Raw genomic sequence first — 14825 nt, 5'->3', positions numbered from 1 at the left:
GTTGGCAAAAAAGTTTTTGAAACGTCGCCTAACCCCCAGTTCCGCCGTCTGTTTTCGGCTCGGCGGCGGCATGATGCCGGTCGAGATGGCCAAGGTCGCGCTGCGGCTCGATAACGTCGCGAACCCTCTGCTTCAGTTCCTTCGGTCCGGGAAAACCGCCATCGCGCTTTCGTTCCCAGATCAGCATCCCGTCGACGCGGATTTCGAACGCGCCGCCGGTGCCGGGAATGAGCCCGACCTGGCCGAGCGCATCGCCAAAGGTCTGCAGAAGCTCCTGCGCCATCCATCCGGCGCGCAGCAGCCAGTTGCACTGGGTGCAGTAGAGAATGGTCACGCGCGGTCGCTCCGGGATCGGTTTGGCGAGGCCGTGGCTTGCGGCGGGCGTCGTCTCCTCGAGGGCGCGTCTGACCATCACCGCGAGGTCGGCATCCGCATGGCCGGCCGCGGCCGCGTCTTCGAAGCTTTTCAGCGCGGCTCGCATGGCCGGGATGCCGGTGTCGATCCGGTCGGCGAAATCGCGCACGACGCTCAGGTCCTTGACCACGCCCGAGACGGGAAAGCCGACATGCTCGCTTTCGCCCAGAACGACCGGCAGGCGTCCCTTCATCGCCGGGCTTGCGGCGGGGCTGCCGGACAGGACCTCGATCATCCGGGCGCGGTCGAGGCCGGCCCTGGCCCCCAGTTGCAGCGCTTCCTTCAGGCTTTCCCACAGGCCCGACAGCATCATGTTGTTCAAAAGCTTCGCGGTTGCGCCATGGCCGAGCGCCCCGACATGGTGGATGCGGTCCGAGAGCCGTTCCGCAACCGGCAGAAACCGCTCGAAATCCGGTCGCTCGCCGCCGATGTAAAGACCCGCCTTGCCGGCCAGCAGTGTTTCCGGCCCGCCTGAGATCGGCGCATCGAGGAGCCTGCCGCCGACGCCTTCGACGACGTCCCGATGGGCGCGCAGCGTCAATGGACTGACCGTGCTCGTGTCGATGATCAGCTTGCCGCCAAGCTCGAGGCCTTCGAGCGCCGTCATGACCGCATGCACCGCCGCGTCGTCGAGAAGCGCCAGGATGATCAGGTCCGACCCGGCAACGAGGTCGCCAAGGCTTTCGGCTCTCGTCATGCCGCTCGTGTCGGTGACACCTGCGGCAAGGCCGCTGCGGTTCCAGCCGGAAACGGCAAAGCCTTCGGCCTCCAGGCGTGTCGCCATGGCCCGCCCCATGCGGCCGAGCCCGATGATGCCGATATGCGGTTTGGTCATGGATGAGGGCTCCCTTTTGTCTGCCCGTCAGGTGTCGACCGATCCGCCGTCCGGTGCAAGCGCCTTTTGCAGCCGTCGGCTTCAGGCGCACGGGCTCGTTGCACCGGCTCGGGGCACCGGCCCGTTGCACCGGGATGGAACAAACGCCGCTCACGAGCATTTTACTGTCTGGAAATGGAGGAAACAGAAATGGCTTATGATCCGAACCCGAATGCAAATCGTCCCGATCTTCGCACTCCGCCGGAGCCGCCGCGTGGCGGATCGTCATGGATGGGCTGGATCGCGGTTCTCGCAGTCGTCGTCGTAGGTGCCTTCGTCTGGTCGCAGATGGGCGGTTCCTCGACCGATCCGACCACGACATCCTCGACCACGCCGCCGGCCGCTGAGCAGATGGCTCCGGCAGCGCCTGCGGCCCCGGCCACCCCGGCACCCGCAACGCCTGCCCCGGCAACGCCCGCTCCGGCAGCCCCGGCTACGGGTGGTGGCGCGACCAATAACTAAGGTCGATCGACGATCATCAACTGACGAAGGCCGCCCGTGGCAGAACGGGCGGCCTTCGCTGTTTCAGGTTAGGCACGCCGCATGGCGTGCTGTCTCAGAACTCTTCCCAATCCGGGTCGACGGCCAGCGCCGTTGCGCCGACGGAGCGCGGCATGGTCGGCTTTCTGGCCGGCTGGACGGCAACCGCGCCGCGCCGCACCGGCTCGACCCGCGAGACTGCCGGGGAGGGCATCGCGGTGGCGACTTTCGTCTGGGCGCGGTTCTGTGGCTGGCCGAAGTGGAACTGCTCGAGCAGGGCAAACAGCGCCTGGGATTCCTGCGCGAGGCTGCGGCTGGCGGCTGTCTGCTGCTCGACCATCGCGGCATTCTGTTGCGTTCCCTGATCGACCTCGTTGACCGCCTTGTTGATCTCGCCGAGGGCGGTCGACTGTTCGCGCGAGCCATCGACGATCGCCAGAATGTCTGCATTGATCCGGTGCACCTGGCTGCCGATCTCCTCCAGCGCTGTCCCGGTCTTGCTGACCAGCTCGACGCCGTTCGACACATGGCCGCCGGATGCGGTGATCAGCGCCTTGATTTCCTTGGCGGCTGAGGCGGAACGCTGCGCCAGTTCGCGCACCTCCTGGGCGACAACGGCAAATCCCTTGCCTGCCTCGCCGGCACGCGCCGCTTCAACGCCGGCATTGAGCGCAAGCAGGTTGGTCTGAAAAGCGATCTCGTCGATCACGCCGATAATGTTGGAAATCTCGCGCGACGAGGTGCTGATCGCATCCATCGCCTTGATCGCGTCGCCGACGATCCTGCCGGAATGCTCGGCCTGGGTCTTGGCACGGCTGACCAGCGCGCCGGACTCTTCCGCACGGCGGCTGGAATCCTTGACCGTCGTGGTGATCTCCTCGAGCGCTGCCGCGGTTTGCTCGACGGAGGCCGCCTGCCGTTCGGTACGTTGCGAAAGGTCGTCTGCCGCCACCCGGATCTCGTTCGAGCTTGCCGCGATCGCCTCGGCGTTGTCGGCGACATTGGCCATGGCATCGCGCAGCCTGGCGGATGCGGTGTTGAAGTCGACCCTCAACCTCTCCAGCGAGGTGATGAACGGCCTGTCGATCGTCTGGGAGAGATCGCCCTCGGCCATGTTGGTGAGACAACCGGCCAGCCGCTCGACATTCTCGACGCGTTCGGTGACGTCGGTGGCGAACTTGACGACCTTGATCACCCGTCCGGCATCGTCGAAGACCGGATTGTAGGAGGCCTGGATGAACACCCGGCGGCCGCCTTTGCCCAGACGCGGAAACTCGCCGGCGACGAATTCGCCCGACAGCAGGCGTTCCCAGAAGCCGGCATATTCGCGTGAGGTGGAGTAGCCCGTCTCGACGAACATGCGGTGATGCCGCCCGACGATCTCGCCGAGCGAATAGCCGAGCGTTGAGAGGAAATTCTCGTTGGCTCCGATGATCGTGCCGTCGGTATTGAATTCGATCGTTGCCTGGGCGCGGGAGATCGCGGCGATCTTGGCATTGCTGTCGAGCGCATGCAGCTTGCTGTCGGTGATGTCGCTGGCGAACTTGACGATCTTCAGCACCTTGCCGCTGCTGTTCTTGATCGGGTTGTAATTGCCCCGGATGAATACTTCCCGTCCGCCCTTGGCGATCCGCTTGTAGTCGTTGGCAAAGAACTGACCTTTGCGCAGTTCCGCCCAGAACGCGGCGTAGTCGCGCGATACGGCATGGTCCTTGTCGACGAAGAGGCTGTGATGCTTGCCGACGATCTCCTCCGGGCGGTAGCCCATCACCTCGCAGAAATTCCTGTTCGCCTTGAGAATGCGGCCCTGGAGATCGAACTCGATGATCGCCATCGACAGATCGAGCGCATTCAGAATGTTGTCCGAGTTCGATTGAAACAAAGGCATGTGAAGATCCCGAAGATGAACTAGGTTGCCGCAATATTTCCCCGCCTGACTAAAGTAACCTCGTTAAAATACAGATAATACAACAGATTATCATGTATTTCGGTTGGTTTAGTCGGGCGTTCGCGGCGCTCGCATTGGTAGTCCTCGCCAAAGAAATTAACCTTTCGTTAACCATATCGGAGAAGGATATAGCGGTGGCCTCGTGTCGCTAACCCAGCCGAAAAGGAAGAGCATGATGCTTGTGGTGATGCCGGGAAAAATCGTTGAAAATCATAATCATACGATCATCATGATGGACGGTGGAGATAGCCGCCAGGCGGTCTGCATCCTGCATGACGAGCGCATCGGCGATGTCCGCTCGAAGCTCGGCCTGATCGAGACGATCGCATCACGCAAGCTTGACCATGGCGAGCTCGCTTTCGATGGGCGCGTGTGGATCACGCCGTCCGATCTGCCGCGACCGGGCCACTGACGGCGGTCACACTCCGGCCGATTGCCCGCAGACGGTTCCGTGTTGCCGTTCCCTTCTTCGTTGCCGTCACCGGGCGGACTCCGCCCTTGGTGATCGGGAGATTTTCGAAATTCGGCCGGGACACGTCGGGTGCCTCGAATGTAATTTTAATAGGTGACACACGACGTGCCCCGTTCGGTGTGTTTTTCCACGCAACTCCGGTCCGTCTACAGCGACTGGGCTTATTGACTTTGCCAGCCGGTTTGTGTGCGACACACGCACGCCCTCAGCGGAGGGGGCGGACCATTTTCTGCGCAGCCCCGCATGTTCCGCTTGCATCAGGGCGGTCCATGCGATCACCGGCCCCGCCTCGCCGGCAATGCTGACCGGTGTAGCCGAAGCGGAACGGGGCGATTATAGGCACAGGTTGAAAGCACGGGGATGAGACTGCTCGCAAGTCATTGATATTGTTCAATCGGCGTGCAGATTTTCGGAGCTGGGGTGGTTTTTGCCGGGGGGCGCCCCTGATATGGGCGTGGAGTGTGGCTGCGCCGACCTCGCCTCGCGGCCAAGTGTACGCCGTGCCGGTGTCCCGAACGAAAAAGGCGCCCGAGGGCGCCTTTGGGGATCAGTCGTCCTTCATCTTCAGGGCGGCGATGAACGCCTCCTGCGGGATGTCGACCTTGCCGAACTGGCGCATGCGCTTCTTGCCTTCCTTCTGCTTTTCCAGAAGTTTGCGCTTGCGGGTGGCGTCGCCGCCATAACACTTGGCGGTCACGTCCTTGCGCATCGCCGAGATCGTTTCGCGGGCGATCACGTTGCCGCCGATGGCGGCCTGGATCGGGATCTTGAACATGTGCCGCGGGATCAGGTCCTTCAGCTTCTCCACCATGTCGCGACCACGCTTCTCGGCGGCCGAGCGGTGGACCAGCATCGACAGCGCGTCGACCGGCTCGCCATTGACCATGATCGACATCTTCACGAGGTTGCCCTCGCGGTAGCCGTGCAGATGGTAGTCGAACGAGGCATAGCCCTTGGAGATCGACTTCAGGCGGTCGTAGAAGTCGAACACCACTTCGTTGAGCGGCAGTTCGTAGGTGAGCATGGCGCGCTTGCCGACATAGGTCAGTTCGGTCTGGATGCCGCGACGGTCCTGGCAGAGTTTCAGGATGCCGCCGAGATAATCGTCGGGTGTCAGGATCGTCGCCTTGATCCACGGTTCGCGGATTTCGGCGATCTTGACGACGTCCGGCATGTCGGCCGGGTTGTGCAGCTCGCGCTCGGAACCGTCGCTCATCGTCATCTGGTAGACGACCGAAGGTGCGGTTGCGATGAGGTCGAGGTTGAATTCGCGCTCCAGGCGCTCCTGGATGATTTCCAGATGCAAGAGGCCGAGGAAGCCGCAGCGGAAACCGAAGCCGAGCGCTGCGGAACTCTCCATTTCGAAGGAGAAGGACGCATCGTTGAGGCGCAGCTTGCCCATGGCGGCGCGCAGGTCTTCGAAATCGGCGGCATCGACGGGGAAGAGGCCGCAGAAGACGACCGGCTGGGCCGGCTTGAAGCCCGGCAGCGCCTTCGCCGTCGGCTTCTTGTCTTCGGTGATCGTATCGCCGACGCGGGTATCGGCCACTTCCTTGATCGAGCCCGTGAAGAAACCGATCTCGCCCGGACCGAGGCTGTCCACCGCCAGCATCTTCGGGGTCAGCACGCCGACGCGTTCGACCTGATACTTGGCATCGGTTCCCATCATGCGGATGGTCATGCCCTTCGAAAGCACGCCGTCGAGAATGCGGACGAGCACCATGACGCCGAGATAGGTGTCGTACCAGCTGTCGACCAGCAGGGCCTTCAGCGGCCCCTTGTCGCCGGCTTCGCTTTTCGGCGCCGGCAGCTGATGGACGATGGCTTCGAGAACGTCGGGAATGCCGAGACCCGTCTTGGCCGAGATCAGCACGGCCTGGGAGGCGTCGATGCCGATCACTTCCTCGATCTGTTCCTTGATCCGCTCCGGCTCGGCGGCGGGCAAGTCGATCTTGTTGAGAACGGTAACGATCTCGTGGTTGTTGTCGATTGCCTGGTAGACGTTGGCGAGCGTCTGGGCTTCGACGCCCTGGGATGCGTCGACGACGAGCAGCGAACCTTCGCAGGCCGACAGCGAACGCGAGACTTCGTAGGCGAAGTCGACGTGGCCGGGCGTGTCGATGAGGTTCAGCACGTAGGTTTCGCCGTTATTGGCCTTGTAATGCAGGCGAACGGTCTGGGCCTTGATGGTGATGCCGCGCTCGCGCTCGATATCCATGCTGTCGAGGACCTGTTCCGACATATCGCGTTCGGCAAGGCCGCCTGTCGTCTGGATCAGACGGTCGGCGAGTGTCGATTTGCCGTGGTCGATATGCGCCACGATCGAGAAGTTGCGGATATGGTCGAGGGGCGTGCGGGACGAGGTGCTCATGGTTCGCGCATATATCAGCGCCGCAAGCCGCCGCAAAGCGGAAAGATAAGGGTTTGTTGAGGATGTTATCGCTGCCGGTTGTGACCGGCGGCAACTTTTGGCTGGCTTACCCCTCGCGGGCCTGCGCGGCTTCCGCCTGGGCGATCGCGGCACCCGGTTCGGTGATGATCGCCGCATTCGGCATCTGGGCGCTTCGCATCTCGTGGCTTTCGCGCTCGTCCTCCGGCGCCCGGCCGCGTTCCTTCAGGCGCTGGGCGACGAAGATGCCGTAGGCGGTGGCGACCAGGATGATGGCGTAGATATAGGTCTGCTGGCCGGTGACAGGTGCGAGGAAGGTGATGACGAGCGGCACGATGGTGGCGGCCGTCGACCATGCGACGAGCAGCGTCGATGACAAGGGCACGAAATCGCCCGGATCGGCGCGGTCGTTGGCATGCGCGTTGGCGACCGAATAGACGGTTTCGACGGCGCCGCCGAAGACGAGGAAAACGATCATCAGGAGCATGAAGGTGGTAAACGAGACCATCAGGGCGGCGACGCCCGAAACGATGATGAGTCCGCAGGTGAAAAGCAGGATGACGCGACGGTCGATACGGTCGGAGATCATGCCGAGCGGGTACTGGATGAACAGAAGCCCGGTCTGCATGACGAACATCAGGAGCGCCACTTCTCCCTGCGATACGCCGTTGAGCGTCGCATAGATCGGCGTGAACCCCTGTACCACCATGGACAGTCCGCCGGAGGCCAGAACCCCGGCGAGGCCGACCGGAGAAATCTTCCAGGCCATCTTCACGTTGACGCTGACACTGGCCGGCGCCGGCGGGTTCGGCAGGCGGGTCAGCCCGATCGGGATGATCGAAAGCGCCGTGACGAAGACGACGATGAGAGGTGCGAGATTGCTGTCGGCCGGTACCTGGCCGAACAGCCATGCGCCGCCGCCGAGCGCCAGAACGAAGGACATGTAGAAGAACGACATGGCCCGTCCGCGCCATTCGTTGGAGGCAGCGTGGTTGAGCCAGCTCTGGGCGATGATGAAATTGACGTTCGACGCCGCGCCATAGAGCGCCCGCGCCAGAATCCACCAGGCGGCGGGCAGGTCGGCAGCGACGAGGACGGCGCCGATGATGACGATCGACATCGAGCAGGCGAAGAGGCGCGCATGACCGACACGGCGGATCAGCGGGCCGGCCAGCACGCAGCCCAGCAGGCCGCCGAAGGCGAGCGCCGGCACGGCCATGCGCGCGGCCCATGTTTCGCCGTTCTGGGTCAGGACGAAGGGCACATAGGTGGCCATGATGCCGCTGCCGATCGCCGCGATCGTCATCGAGATGATGATGCTGGCGATCGACAGGGGCGAAACCCTGACCTGTGCCTGAGCAGCCGGTGCCTCTGTCGTCATCGTGAATGTCTCCGGAAACCGCTTGTCTGCCGCGGCATGCTTCGGCCTCATAGCCTATCGCATGGCCGCTACGCTATCGCACAAACGTCACCGCGATGAAATTTCGCAAGCCTGTCATGGATGGGGTGATCGACGGCTCGAGGAACGGCTTGATTTGCGTGATCGTTTCGTGTGGCTTGGGCGGAATTTCATCCCCGAAGAAAGGCCGATTTCGTGACCGCCACCATCCGCATTCTCGATGCGACTGCCGCCCGTGCCGCCATTCCCGATCTCTGCGAGGTCCTGTCCGACTGCATCAATGGCGGTGCGTCGCTGGGCTTCATGCTGCCGTTTGCGCCACAGGATGCGACAGGCTACTGGCACGGCATTGCCGACGAAGTGGAAAAGGGTGGCATCATTCTCGGCGTGGCCGAGGTCGATGGCCGGGTGGTCGGCACGGTGCAGATCGGTCTGGCGTCGAAACCGAACCAGCCGCATCGCGGCGACCTGATGAAGCTTCTCGTGCACCGTTGCGCCCGCGGGCTCGGCCTGTCGCGCAGGCTGAACGAGGCGGTGGAGAAGGAGGCGGCAAGCCGCGGCCGCACGCTTCTGGTGCTCGACACGGCGACGGGAAGCGAGGCGGAGGCGATCTATCCGCGTCTCGGCTGGGAGCGCGTCGGCGTGATCCCCGATTATGCGCTCTGGCCGCAGGGCGGCCTCTGCGGCACGACGCTGTTTTACAAGCGGATCGGCTGATGGCGACGAGGCGGATCGGGTGGCCGGTCGGGGGCCGGTGGGAGGCCGGTGGCCGGCCCCCTTGCGCATATCCTTGGTCACTGTCAGTCACCGGGTCAGTCGGCGGCCTGAAGCGTCCGGTCGAAGGCCTTCGTGATGAGGCTGGACAGGTCCGCCTGGATTTCGGCCCGAGGCCGCGCGGCGTCCTCGCAGATCGGATCCTGTTCGCCGACCGACTTGAGGAAGGCGTCGGCGCCGGGCTTGCACACCGGCAGGAAGCTGAAGTGATCGGCGCCGTCGACCTGCGCGTAGGATGCGGCGGGAATGTCGCGCGCCAGCTGGTCGGCGATCACGGCTTTCGGCACATGGCCGGAACCGCCGAGATTGATCAGCGTGACCGGCACGCCGATCGCCTTGAGGCTGTCGCGATCGAATGTCGTGGCAAGGCCTGGATCGACGGCGACGACGGCGGTGATGCGGGCGTCGCGGTTCTGTTGCTCGAACTTCGCCTTGTCGACATCGGCGAGGTGCAGCGGTTCGACATCGACCCGTTCGCCGCCGGCATAGCCTCTGCCGCCTGAAAACCACCGGCAATCCATCATCGCCGGGCTTTCGTCGCAGTAGCGGATATAGGCGGCAAGATCGGCGCGGGCGCCGGCAAGTTCCATGGCGGTCGTGCCGCCGAGCGAGAAGCCGAGAATGCCGATGCGGCCGGGATCGATCGACGATTGCCAGCGGCCCCCGGTGGTGGTGAGCGCCGTGATCAGCACCGATATGTCCTGCGTGCGCTCCCAGATTTTTGGCGTGGCGGCAGGCGTGGAATCGCCGCTTGTCGTGCCGGGATGATTTGGGCCGGCGACGATATATCCGGCCTGCGCCAGTTTTGCCGCGATCCAGCCCATGCCGTCGGTGCGCGAACCGGAGCCGTGCGACAGCAGCACTAGCGGAAAACGCCCGTCGCGGATGGTGGCGCCGGTCTTTGCGTCGGCGGTCTCGAAGATCCGCTCGTAATCCTTAGCGACCGTCTGCCCGTCGCCTTTCGACGGATACCAGAGGGTGACGGCGAGGGGGCGGGGATAATCCTGCGTGACAACGCTGATCCTTGCGACGCCGACGGGGTTGGCGCCAACGTTGGCGATTGCCGGCTCGGCGGCGTGGAGGGTTGTCGCGGCGCAGCACATTGCGAGCGTGGCGGCGAACGGAAGGGGGATGGCTGTCAGTCTCATGGTCGACCTCGTCGGGTTGGAGAACGGGTCGACCATGAGGGGGAGCCTGGGAATGTTCGACCTCGAACGCGATCGAGGTCGTTTTGTCGGCGGGGTACGGCCGGACGAACCGGTCAGGCCTTTTGGTGACGCGGCCTGCGCTCCGTGAGGAAGTAGGCAAGCGCCACGGCGGACAATGCCGTGCCGAAGATGGAGGCCAGCATCCAGCCGCCCTCCGCGAACGCCCACGCGCCGATGGCCGAGCCGAGCGCGCCGCCGGCAAAGGCGGTTGCCATGAACAGGCCGTTGAGACGCGAGCGCAGCTCGGCGCTGAGCGAATAGATGGCGCGCTGGCTGATGACGAGCGTCATCGACACGCCGAAATCGAGCAGGACTGCGGCAAGGCCGAGAATGACGAGCGCGGCGGTCGAGCCGTCCGGGGCGATATGGGTGATCAGGAAGGAAAGGCCGACGGCGGCGATGCCGAAGGCGGTGGCCGGCCGGCTGAGATCACGGTCGGCGAGACGGCCGGCAATCGGCGAGGCGATGGCGCCGGCGACGCCGACAAGTGCGAAGAGGGCGATGCCCGACTGGCCGAGATTGAAGGCGGGACCGGCGAGCACCAGCGGCGTCACGGTCCAGAACAGGCTGAAGGCTGAAAACTGGCAGAACTGGTAGAAGCCGCGGCGGCGCAGCACCGGCTGGGTGGCGTAAAGCGTGCCGAGCGAGGCGATCAGCCGGCCATAGGAAAGCGTCTTGCGCGGCGCGCGCTTCGGCAGCTTGGCGGCGAGGATGAAGCAGAGCGCGATCATGACGATGGCGGAGAGATAGAAGACCGTGTGCCATGAGGTCAGCCCGGTGATGAAGCTTGAGACCGGCCGCGCCATCATGATGCCGATCATCAGTCCGCTCATCACGTTGCCGACCACGCGGCCGCGGCTTTCCTCCGGCGCAAGGCCCGCCGCAAACGGTACGATCATCTGCACCGCGGTGGAGGCAAGCCCGATGGCGAGCGAGGCGACGAGGAAGGGAATGGCGGCCGTCGACAGGCCGGCGGCGACGAGCGCGACTGCGGTGGCGCCGATCATGGTGACGATCAGCCGGCGGTTTTCGACGAGATCGCCGAGCGGCACGATGAACAGCAGGCCGAGGCCGTAGCCGATCTGCGTCAGCGTCACGATCAGGCCTGTCAGGTGCGGCGGCAGGCCGATCGATTGAGCGATCGGACCGGCAAGTGGCTGCGCGTAATAGAGGTTGGCGACGACGAGGCCGCTGGCGGCCGCCATGACGAAGGCGAGGCCGGCGCTCATGTGGGAATGGCTGGCGGGCGCATCGAGTGTGGCGGATAGGGTGGTCTCAGAGGATGGCGCAGCGGGGGCGAGCGATGGCTCAATCAAGCGGGTGGGGGTGGGAGTGGTCATGGGGCAGGTCCTAACGGGTGGTATGCTTCAAAGATCGCGGTCGAGCAGCGTCATCGCCGTCTCGACCACGCAAAATGTCTGGGCCCGGTCGGGGCTGGTCTTGCCGAGCACGCGCAGGCCCTGGACGAGGGTCAGGAGCAGTCGCGCGGTCGCCTTGGCGTTGACGGAGCGGCCGACGGAGCCGTCTTCCTGGCCACGCAGGATCAGCGTCTCGAATGTCTCTTCGAAACGGTCCATCGAGCGGCTGACGCGGGCGGCCGCCTCGTCGTCGTAGACGGCGAGTTCCACGGCGGTTCCGACCGTCAGGCAGCCATGACGCCCGGCCTCGCCATGGGCGGCCTCGGCATAGAAGGACAGCATCCGGTGGACGGCGTCGCGCCCGCTCGATGCCTTGGCCAGTTCCGCATCGAGCAGCGCGTTGCGCACGTGCTTGTAGCGGTCGAAGGTGGCGAGGAAGATCGCGCGCTTGTCCTTGAAAGCCTTGTAGAGGCTTCCGGCCGTGAGCCCCATCGCTTCACCCAGGTCGGTAATCGATGTGCCGTGATAACCCTGCTGGCTGAACACGGCGATCGCCTTGTCGAGCGCCTCGTCGATGTCGAACGCGCGCGGCCGCCCGGCGCTGCGGCCCGTCTGGCTTGTGTCGATATCGGTGCGCATCGTGGAAGACCCTATTAGGAAATGTTCGTTTCCAAATAGGCGCAAGGATGACGGCCGTCAAGACCGGTGCGCAACGGCATGAAGGCGGGAAATTTCGGAACGGTTTGGCTGTTGAGGGGTTGGTTCGGTGTCACCAACCGAAAAGCTGGAGGACCATTATGAGTAAAAGTGACGTACAACAGGCAGTCAAACGCGCCAAACGACAGGTGGAGAACACCAGTTCCGGCGGCCATCTGGGCGGCACCTATTATGGCCAGAACCCTGACGGCAAGACATCGTCGATGAACGCGAATGTCGGCAACAAGCGGACCAACAGCGGCAGCTGACGTCACCTCGACACATGATGCAGAGAAACAAGGCCCTGCCGCGTGCAGGGCCTTTCTGTATGATGGAAGGCTGTAATGCGCTTACAGCGCGCCGTTGCGCTGCTGCATCATCATGAACGTGTCGTAGCTGTATTCGGCAACCTGGGACCAGAGATAGGCTTCCTTCTTGAAGGCCTGCTGGTGGTCATAGATCTTCTTGAAGGACGGGCTCTTTTCCGAGAGGTCCGCATAGACCTCCATTGCCGCCTTGAAGCAGGTTTCGAGGATTTCGCGGCTGAACGGTTTCAGCACCGCGCCTTCGGCGACAAGCTTGCGCAGTGCAACCGCGTTGCTGGCATCGTAATTGGCGAGCATGCTGGTATTGGCAGAGGCGCAGGCGGTCTTCAGGATGGCCTGGTAACGCGTCGGCAGGGCGTTGAACTTTTCCAGGTTGAAGAAGGCATGCATGGTCGGACCGCCTTCCCACCAAGCCGGGTAATAGTAGTATTTGGCGACCTTGACGAAGCCGAGCTTCTGGTCGTCGTAGGGGCCGACGAATTCGGTGGCGTCGATCGTGCCTTTTTCGAGCGCGGCATAGACATCGCCGCCGGCGATCTGCTGCGGGGTGACGCCGACCCTGGAGAGCACCTGGCCGGCAAGGCCTGCGATGCGCATCTTCAGGCCCTTCAGATCGTCGATCGTGACGATTTCCTTGCGGAACCAGCCGCCCATCTGCGTGCCGCTGTTGCCGGCGGGCAGCGCATAGAGGCCGCGCGGCGCGAGAAACTCGTTCATCAGCTCGTTGCCGCCGTTTTCGAACCATGCGTTCGTCATGCGGGCATTGAGGCCGAAGGGGATGGCGGTGCCGAGCGCGAAGGCCGGGTCCTGGCCGATGTAGTAATAGGAGCAGGTATGGGCCATCTCGACCGTGCCGTTGGCAACCGCATCGGCGGCCTGCAGGCCGGGCACCAGTTCGCCGGCGGCATAGGTCTGGATATTGAAATTGCCGTCGGTCGCATCGCGGACGATCTGCGCCAGTTCGTTGCCGGCACCGAAGATGATGTCGAGGCTTTTCGGGAAGGACGAGGTCATGCGCCAGGTGATCTTCGGGCTCTCCTGGGCGATTGCCGGCGCGGCCAATGCCGTTGCCGCCGCAGCACCGAGGCCGGCGGTCGTCGCCTTCTTGAAGAAATGCCTGCGATCCATGAATGAGTTCCTCCCCGTTGCCGAAATGCGCCTGTCGCGATGCGGCTCGTGTAAAACCCATCGATATGTCGAGAACAAGGGCAAACTGCGGAAAAACAGGCGGTATGGCCGATAATTTACAACCGGTACGGCAAAGCCCGGAGATGGCTCCGGGCTTTGCCGCTTTTGTCATCAGATGATGGCAAATTCGCCTGTTACAGCGTGCCCTTGCGCTGCTGCGTCATCATGAAGGCGTCATAGCTGTACTCGGCGATCTGGTTCCACAGATAGCCGTCCTTCTTGAACGCCTGCTGGCTGTCGTAGATCTTCTTGAAGGCCGCGTTCTTGGCGTTCAGTTCCGCATAGACTTCCTGCGCCGCCTTGTAGCTGGCGTCGAGGATCTCGTGGGTGAACGGCTTCAGGACAGCGCCTTCCGCGACGAGCTGCTTCAACGCCTTGGCGTTATGGGCGTCGTAGCGGGCCAGCATGTTCTGGTTGGCGGCGGCGCAGGCGTCCTTCAGCATGCGCTGGTAGCTCTTGGGCAGGGCGTTGAACTTTTCCAGGTTGAAGAAGGCGTGAACCGCCGGGCCGCCTTCCCACCATGCCGGATAGTAGTAATACTTGGCGACCTTGACGAAGCCGAGCTTCTGGTCGTCATAGGGGCCGACGAATTCGGTGGCGTCGATCGTGCCTTTTTCGAGCGCGGCATAGACGTCGCCGCCGGCGATCTGCTGCGGCGTGACGCCGAGCTTCTGCATCACCTGGCCGGCAAGGCCTGCGATGCGCATCTTCAAGCCGTTGAGATCGGCGACCGTGTTGATTTCCTTGCGATACCAGCCGCCCATCTGGGCACCGGTATTACCGGCCGGCAGGGCATAGAGGCCATGACCGGCAAGGAATTCGTTGAGCAGTTCGTTGCCGCCGCCGATGGTGAACCAGGCATTGGTCTGGCGTGCGTTCAGCCCGAAGGGAACGGCGGTGCCGAGCGCGAATGTCGGGTCCTTGCCGATGTAATAATAGCAGCAGGAATGCGCCATCTCGACCGTGCCGTTGGAGACGGCGTCGGCCGCCTGCAGTCCGGGCACGATTTCACCGGCGGCGTAGGTGTTGATGGTGAAATTGCCGTCCGAGGCTTCCTTGACGCTAGCCGCGATATCGGTGCTGGCGGACCAGAGGATATCGGTGTTCTTGGTAAACGACGAGGTCAGGCGCCAGGTGATCTTCGGGCTTTCCTGGGCAATTGCCGGAGCAGCCAGTGCGGTTGCCGCCGCGGCGCCGACACCTGCGGTGGCAGCCTGACGGAAGAAATGTCTGCGGTTCATGAAAAATAAGCCTCCCAATCGATGGGCAGGTCCTCAACCTGCCCGTTCGGGTTTGCTC

13 protein-coding genes and 1 pseudogene are annotated in these 14825 nt (G+C 63.5%); 4 read left to right on the top strand and 10 right to left on the bottom strand.

The window, feature by feature from the left end; all coding sequences use genetic code 11:
• Nucleotides 1-28: 28 nt before the first annotated feature.
• Both AC0JZ4_RS04350 and AC0JZ4_RS04345 read right to left on the bottom strand, forming a co-directional pair.
• On the bottom strand, nt 29-352 hold the full coding sequence (locus AC0JZ4_RS04350; protein WP_471887780.1) for an Rdx family protein: 324 nt from the start codon (nt 350-352) through the stop codon (nt 29-31).
• Nucleotides 353-415: 63 nt separating this feature from the next.
• Nucleotides 416-1198: pseudogene (locus AC0JZ4_RS04345) on the bottom strand (NAD(P)-dependent oxidoreductase); the annotation flags it as partial.
• 240 nt (nt 1199-1438) lie between these two features.
• Here AC0JZ4_RS04345 and AC0JZ4_RS04340 point away from each other — a divergent pair.
• A complete protein-coding gene (locus tag AC0JZ4_RS04340) occupies nt 1439-1750 on the top strand; it encodes a hypothetical protein (protein ID WP_471885216.1) in 312 nt (103 codons plus the stop codon).
• Nucleotides 1751-1844: 94 nt separating this feature from the next.
• Here the strand turns inward: AC0JZ4_RS04340 and AC0JZ4_RS04335 are convergent, their stop codons facing one another.
• Nucleotides 1845-3656 (bottom strand): methyl-accepting chemotaxis protein, encoded by a 1812-nt coding sequence (locus tag AC0JZ4_RS04335; protein ID WP_471885215.1) that lies wholly within the window; start codon nt 3654-3656, stop codon nt 1845-1847.
• A 232-nt stretch (nt 3657-3888) separates the two neighbouring features.
• Here AC0JZ4_RS04335 and AC0JZ4_RS04330 point away from each other — a divergent pair, with 232 nt between their 5' ends.
• On the top strand, nt 3889-4128 hold the full coding sequence (locus AC0JZ4_RS04330; protein WP_471885214.1) for a hypothetical protein: 240 nt from the start codon (nt 3889-3891) through the stop codon (nt 4126-4128).
• Nucleotides 4129-4735: 607 nt separating this feature from the next.
• Here AC0JZ4_RS04330 and lepA read toward each other — a convergent pair.
• A complete protein-coding gene (gene lepA, locus AC0JZ4_RS04325) occupies nt 4736-6559 on the bottom strand; it encodes a translation elongation factor 4 (protein WP_471885213.1) in 1824 nt (607 codons plus the stop codon).
• A gap of 106 nt (nt 6560-6665) precedes the next feature.
• Entirely contained in the window at nt 6666-7958 is a 1293-nt protein-coding gene (locus tag AC0JZ4_RS04320) for an MFS transporter (RefSeq protein ID WP_471885212.1), read from the bottom strand.
• 213 nt (nt 7959-8171) lie between these two features.
• Here AC0JZ4_RS04320 and AC0JZ4_RS04315 point away from each other — a divergent pair, with 213 nt between their 5' ends.
• Complete coding sequence (locus AC0JZ4_RS04315) at nt 8172-8693, top strand: GNAT family N-acetyltransferase (RefSeq protein ID WP_471885211.1); 522 nt, start codon at nt 8172-8174, stop codon at nt 8691-8693.
• A gap of 95 nt (nt 8694-8788) precedes the next feature.
• Here the strand turns inward: AC0JZ4_RS04315 and AC0JZ4_RS04310 are convergent, their stop codons facing one another.
• From AC0JZ4_RS04310 to AC0JZ4_RS04300, 3 genes are all read right to left on the bottom strand, one after another.
• Nucleotides 8789-9898, bottom strand: coding sequence for an alpha/beta hydrolase family protein (locus AC0JZ4_RS04310; RefSeq protein WP_471885210.1), 1110 nt, complete (start codon nt 9896-9898; stop codon nt 8789-8791).
• A gap of 113 nt (nt 9899-10011) precedes the next feature.
• Nucleotides 10012-11187 (bottom strand): MFS transporter, encoded by a 1176-nt coding sequence (locus tag AC0JZ4_RS04305; protein WP_471887779.1) that lies wholly within the window; start codon nt 11185-11187, stop codon nt 10012-10014.
• A 138-nt stretch (nt 11188-11325) separates the two neighbouring features.
• The gene (locus AC0JZ4_RS04300; protein ID WP_471885209.1) at nt 11326-11955 is read right to left on the bottom strand and encodes a TetR/AcrR family transcriptional regulator; all 630 of its coding nucleotides are present in this window, start codon (nt 11953-11955) and stop codon (nt 11326-11328) included.
• Nucleotides 11956-12113: 158 nt separating this feature from the next.
• On the opposite strand from AC0JZ4_RS04300, the gene AC0JZ4_RS04295 reads away from it, so the two are divergent.
• Nucleotides 12114-12281: a hypothetical protein gene (locus tag AC0JZ4_RS04295; RefSeq protein ID WP_471885208.1), complete on the top strand. Its 168-nt coding sequence runs from the start codon at nt 12114-12116 to the stop codon at nt 12279-12281.
• Nucleotides 12282-12362: 81 nt separating this feature from the next.
• Here AC0JZ4_RS04295 and AC0JZ4_RS04290 read toward each other — a convergent pair whose 3' ends face one another.
• Complete coding sequence (locus tag AC0JZ4_RS04290) at nt 12363-13466, bottom strand: TRAP transporter substrate-binding protein (protein WP_471885207.1); 1104 nt, start codon at nt 13464-13466, stop codon at nt 12363-12365.
• Between the two features lie 194 nt (nt 13467-13660).
• On the bottom strand, nt 13661-14767 hold the full coding sequence (locus AC0JZ4_RS04285; RefSeq protein ID WP_471885206.1) for a TRAP transporter substrate-binding protein: 1107 nt from the start codon (nt 14765-14767) through the stop codon (nt 13661-13663).
• Between the last annotated feature and the right edge of the window lie 58 nt (nt 14768-14825).

It is taken from the genome of [Rhizobium] kunmingense, assembly GCF_977018605.1.
Note: the sequence above shows the minus strand (reverse complement) of the source record. Positions and strands in the feature narration are given on the sequence as shown.

Coding starts and splice junctions, on each gene's coding strand:
- AC0JZ4_RS04330 (WP_471885214.1), top strand. CDS start 3,889: ATGATGCTTGTGGTGATGCCGGGAAAAATCGTTGAAAATCATAATCAT.
- AC0JZ4_RS04300 (WP_471885209.1), bottom strand. CDS start 11,955: ATGCGCACCGATATCGACACAAGCCAGACGGGCCGCAGCGCCGGGCGG.
- AC0JZ4_RS04320 (WP_471885212.1), bottom strand. CDS start 7,958: ATGACGACAGAGGCACCGGCTGCTCAGGCACAGGTCAGGGTTTCGCCC.
- AC0JZ4_RS04310 (WP_471885210.1), bottom strand. CDS start 9,898: ATGAGACTGACAGCCATCCCCCTTCCGTTCGCCGCCACGCTCGCAATG.
- AC0JZ4_RS04285 (WP_471885206.1), bottom strand. CDS start 14,767: ATGAACCGCAGACATTTCTTCCGTCAGGCTGCCACCGCAGGTGTCGGC.
- AC0JZ4_RS04340 (WP_471885216.1), top strand. CDS start 1,439: ATGGCTTATGATCCGAACCCGAATGCAAATCGTCCCGATCTTCGCACT.
- lepA (WP_471885213.1), bottom strand. CDS start 6,559: ATGAGCACCTCGTCCCGCACGCCCCTCGACCATATCCGCAACTTCTCG.
- AC0JZ4_RS04335 (WP_471885215.1), bottom strand. CDS start 3,656: ATGCCTTTGTTTCAATCGAACTCGGACAACATTCTGAATGCGCTCGAT.
- AC0JZ4_RS04295 (WP_471885208.1), top strand. CDS start 12,114: ATGAGTAAAAGTGACGTACAACAGGCAGTCAAACGCGCCAAACGACAG.
- AC0JZ4_RS04290 (WP_471885207.1), bottom strand. CDS start 13,466: ATGGATCGCAGGCATTTCTTCAAGAAGGCGACGACCGCCGGCCTCGGT.
- AC0JZ4_RS04305 (WP_471887779.1), bottom strand. CDS start 11,187: ATGAGCGCCGGCCTCGCCTTCGTCATGGCGGCCGCCAGCGGCCTCGTC.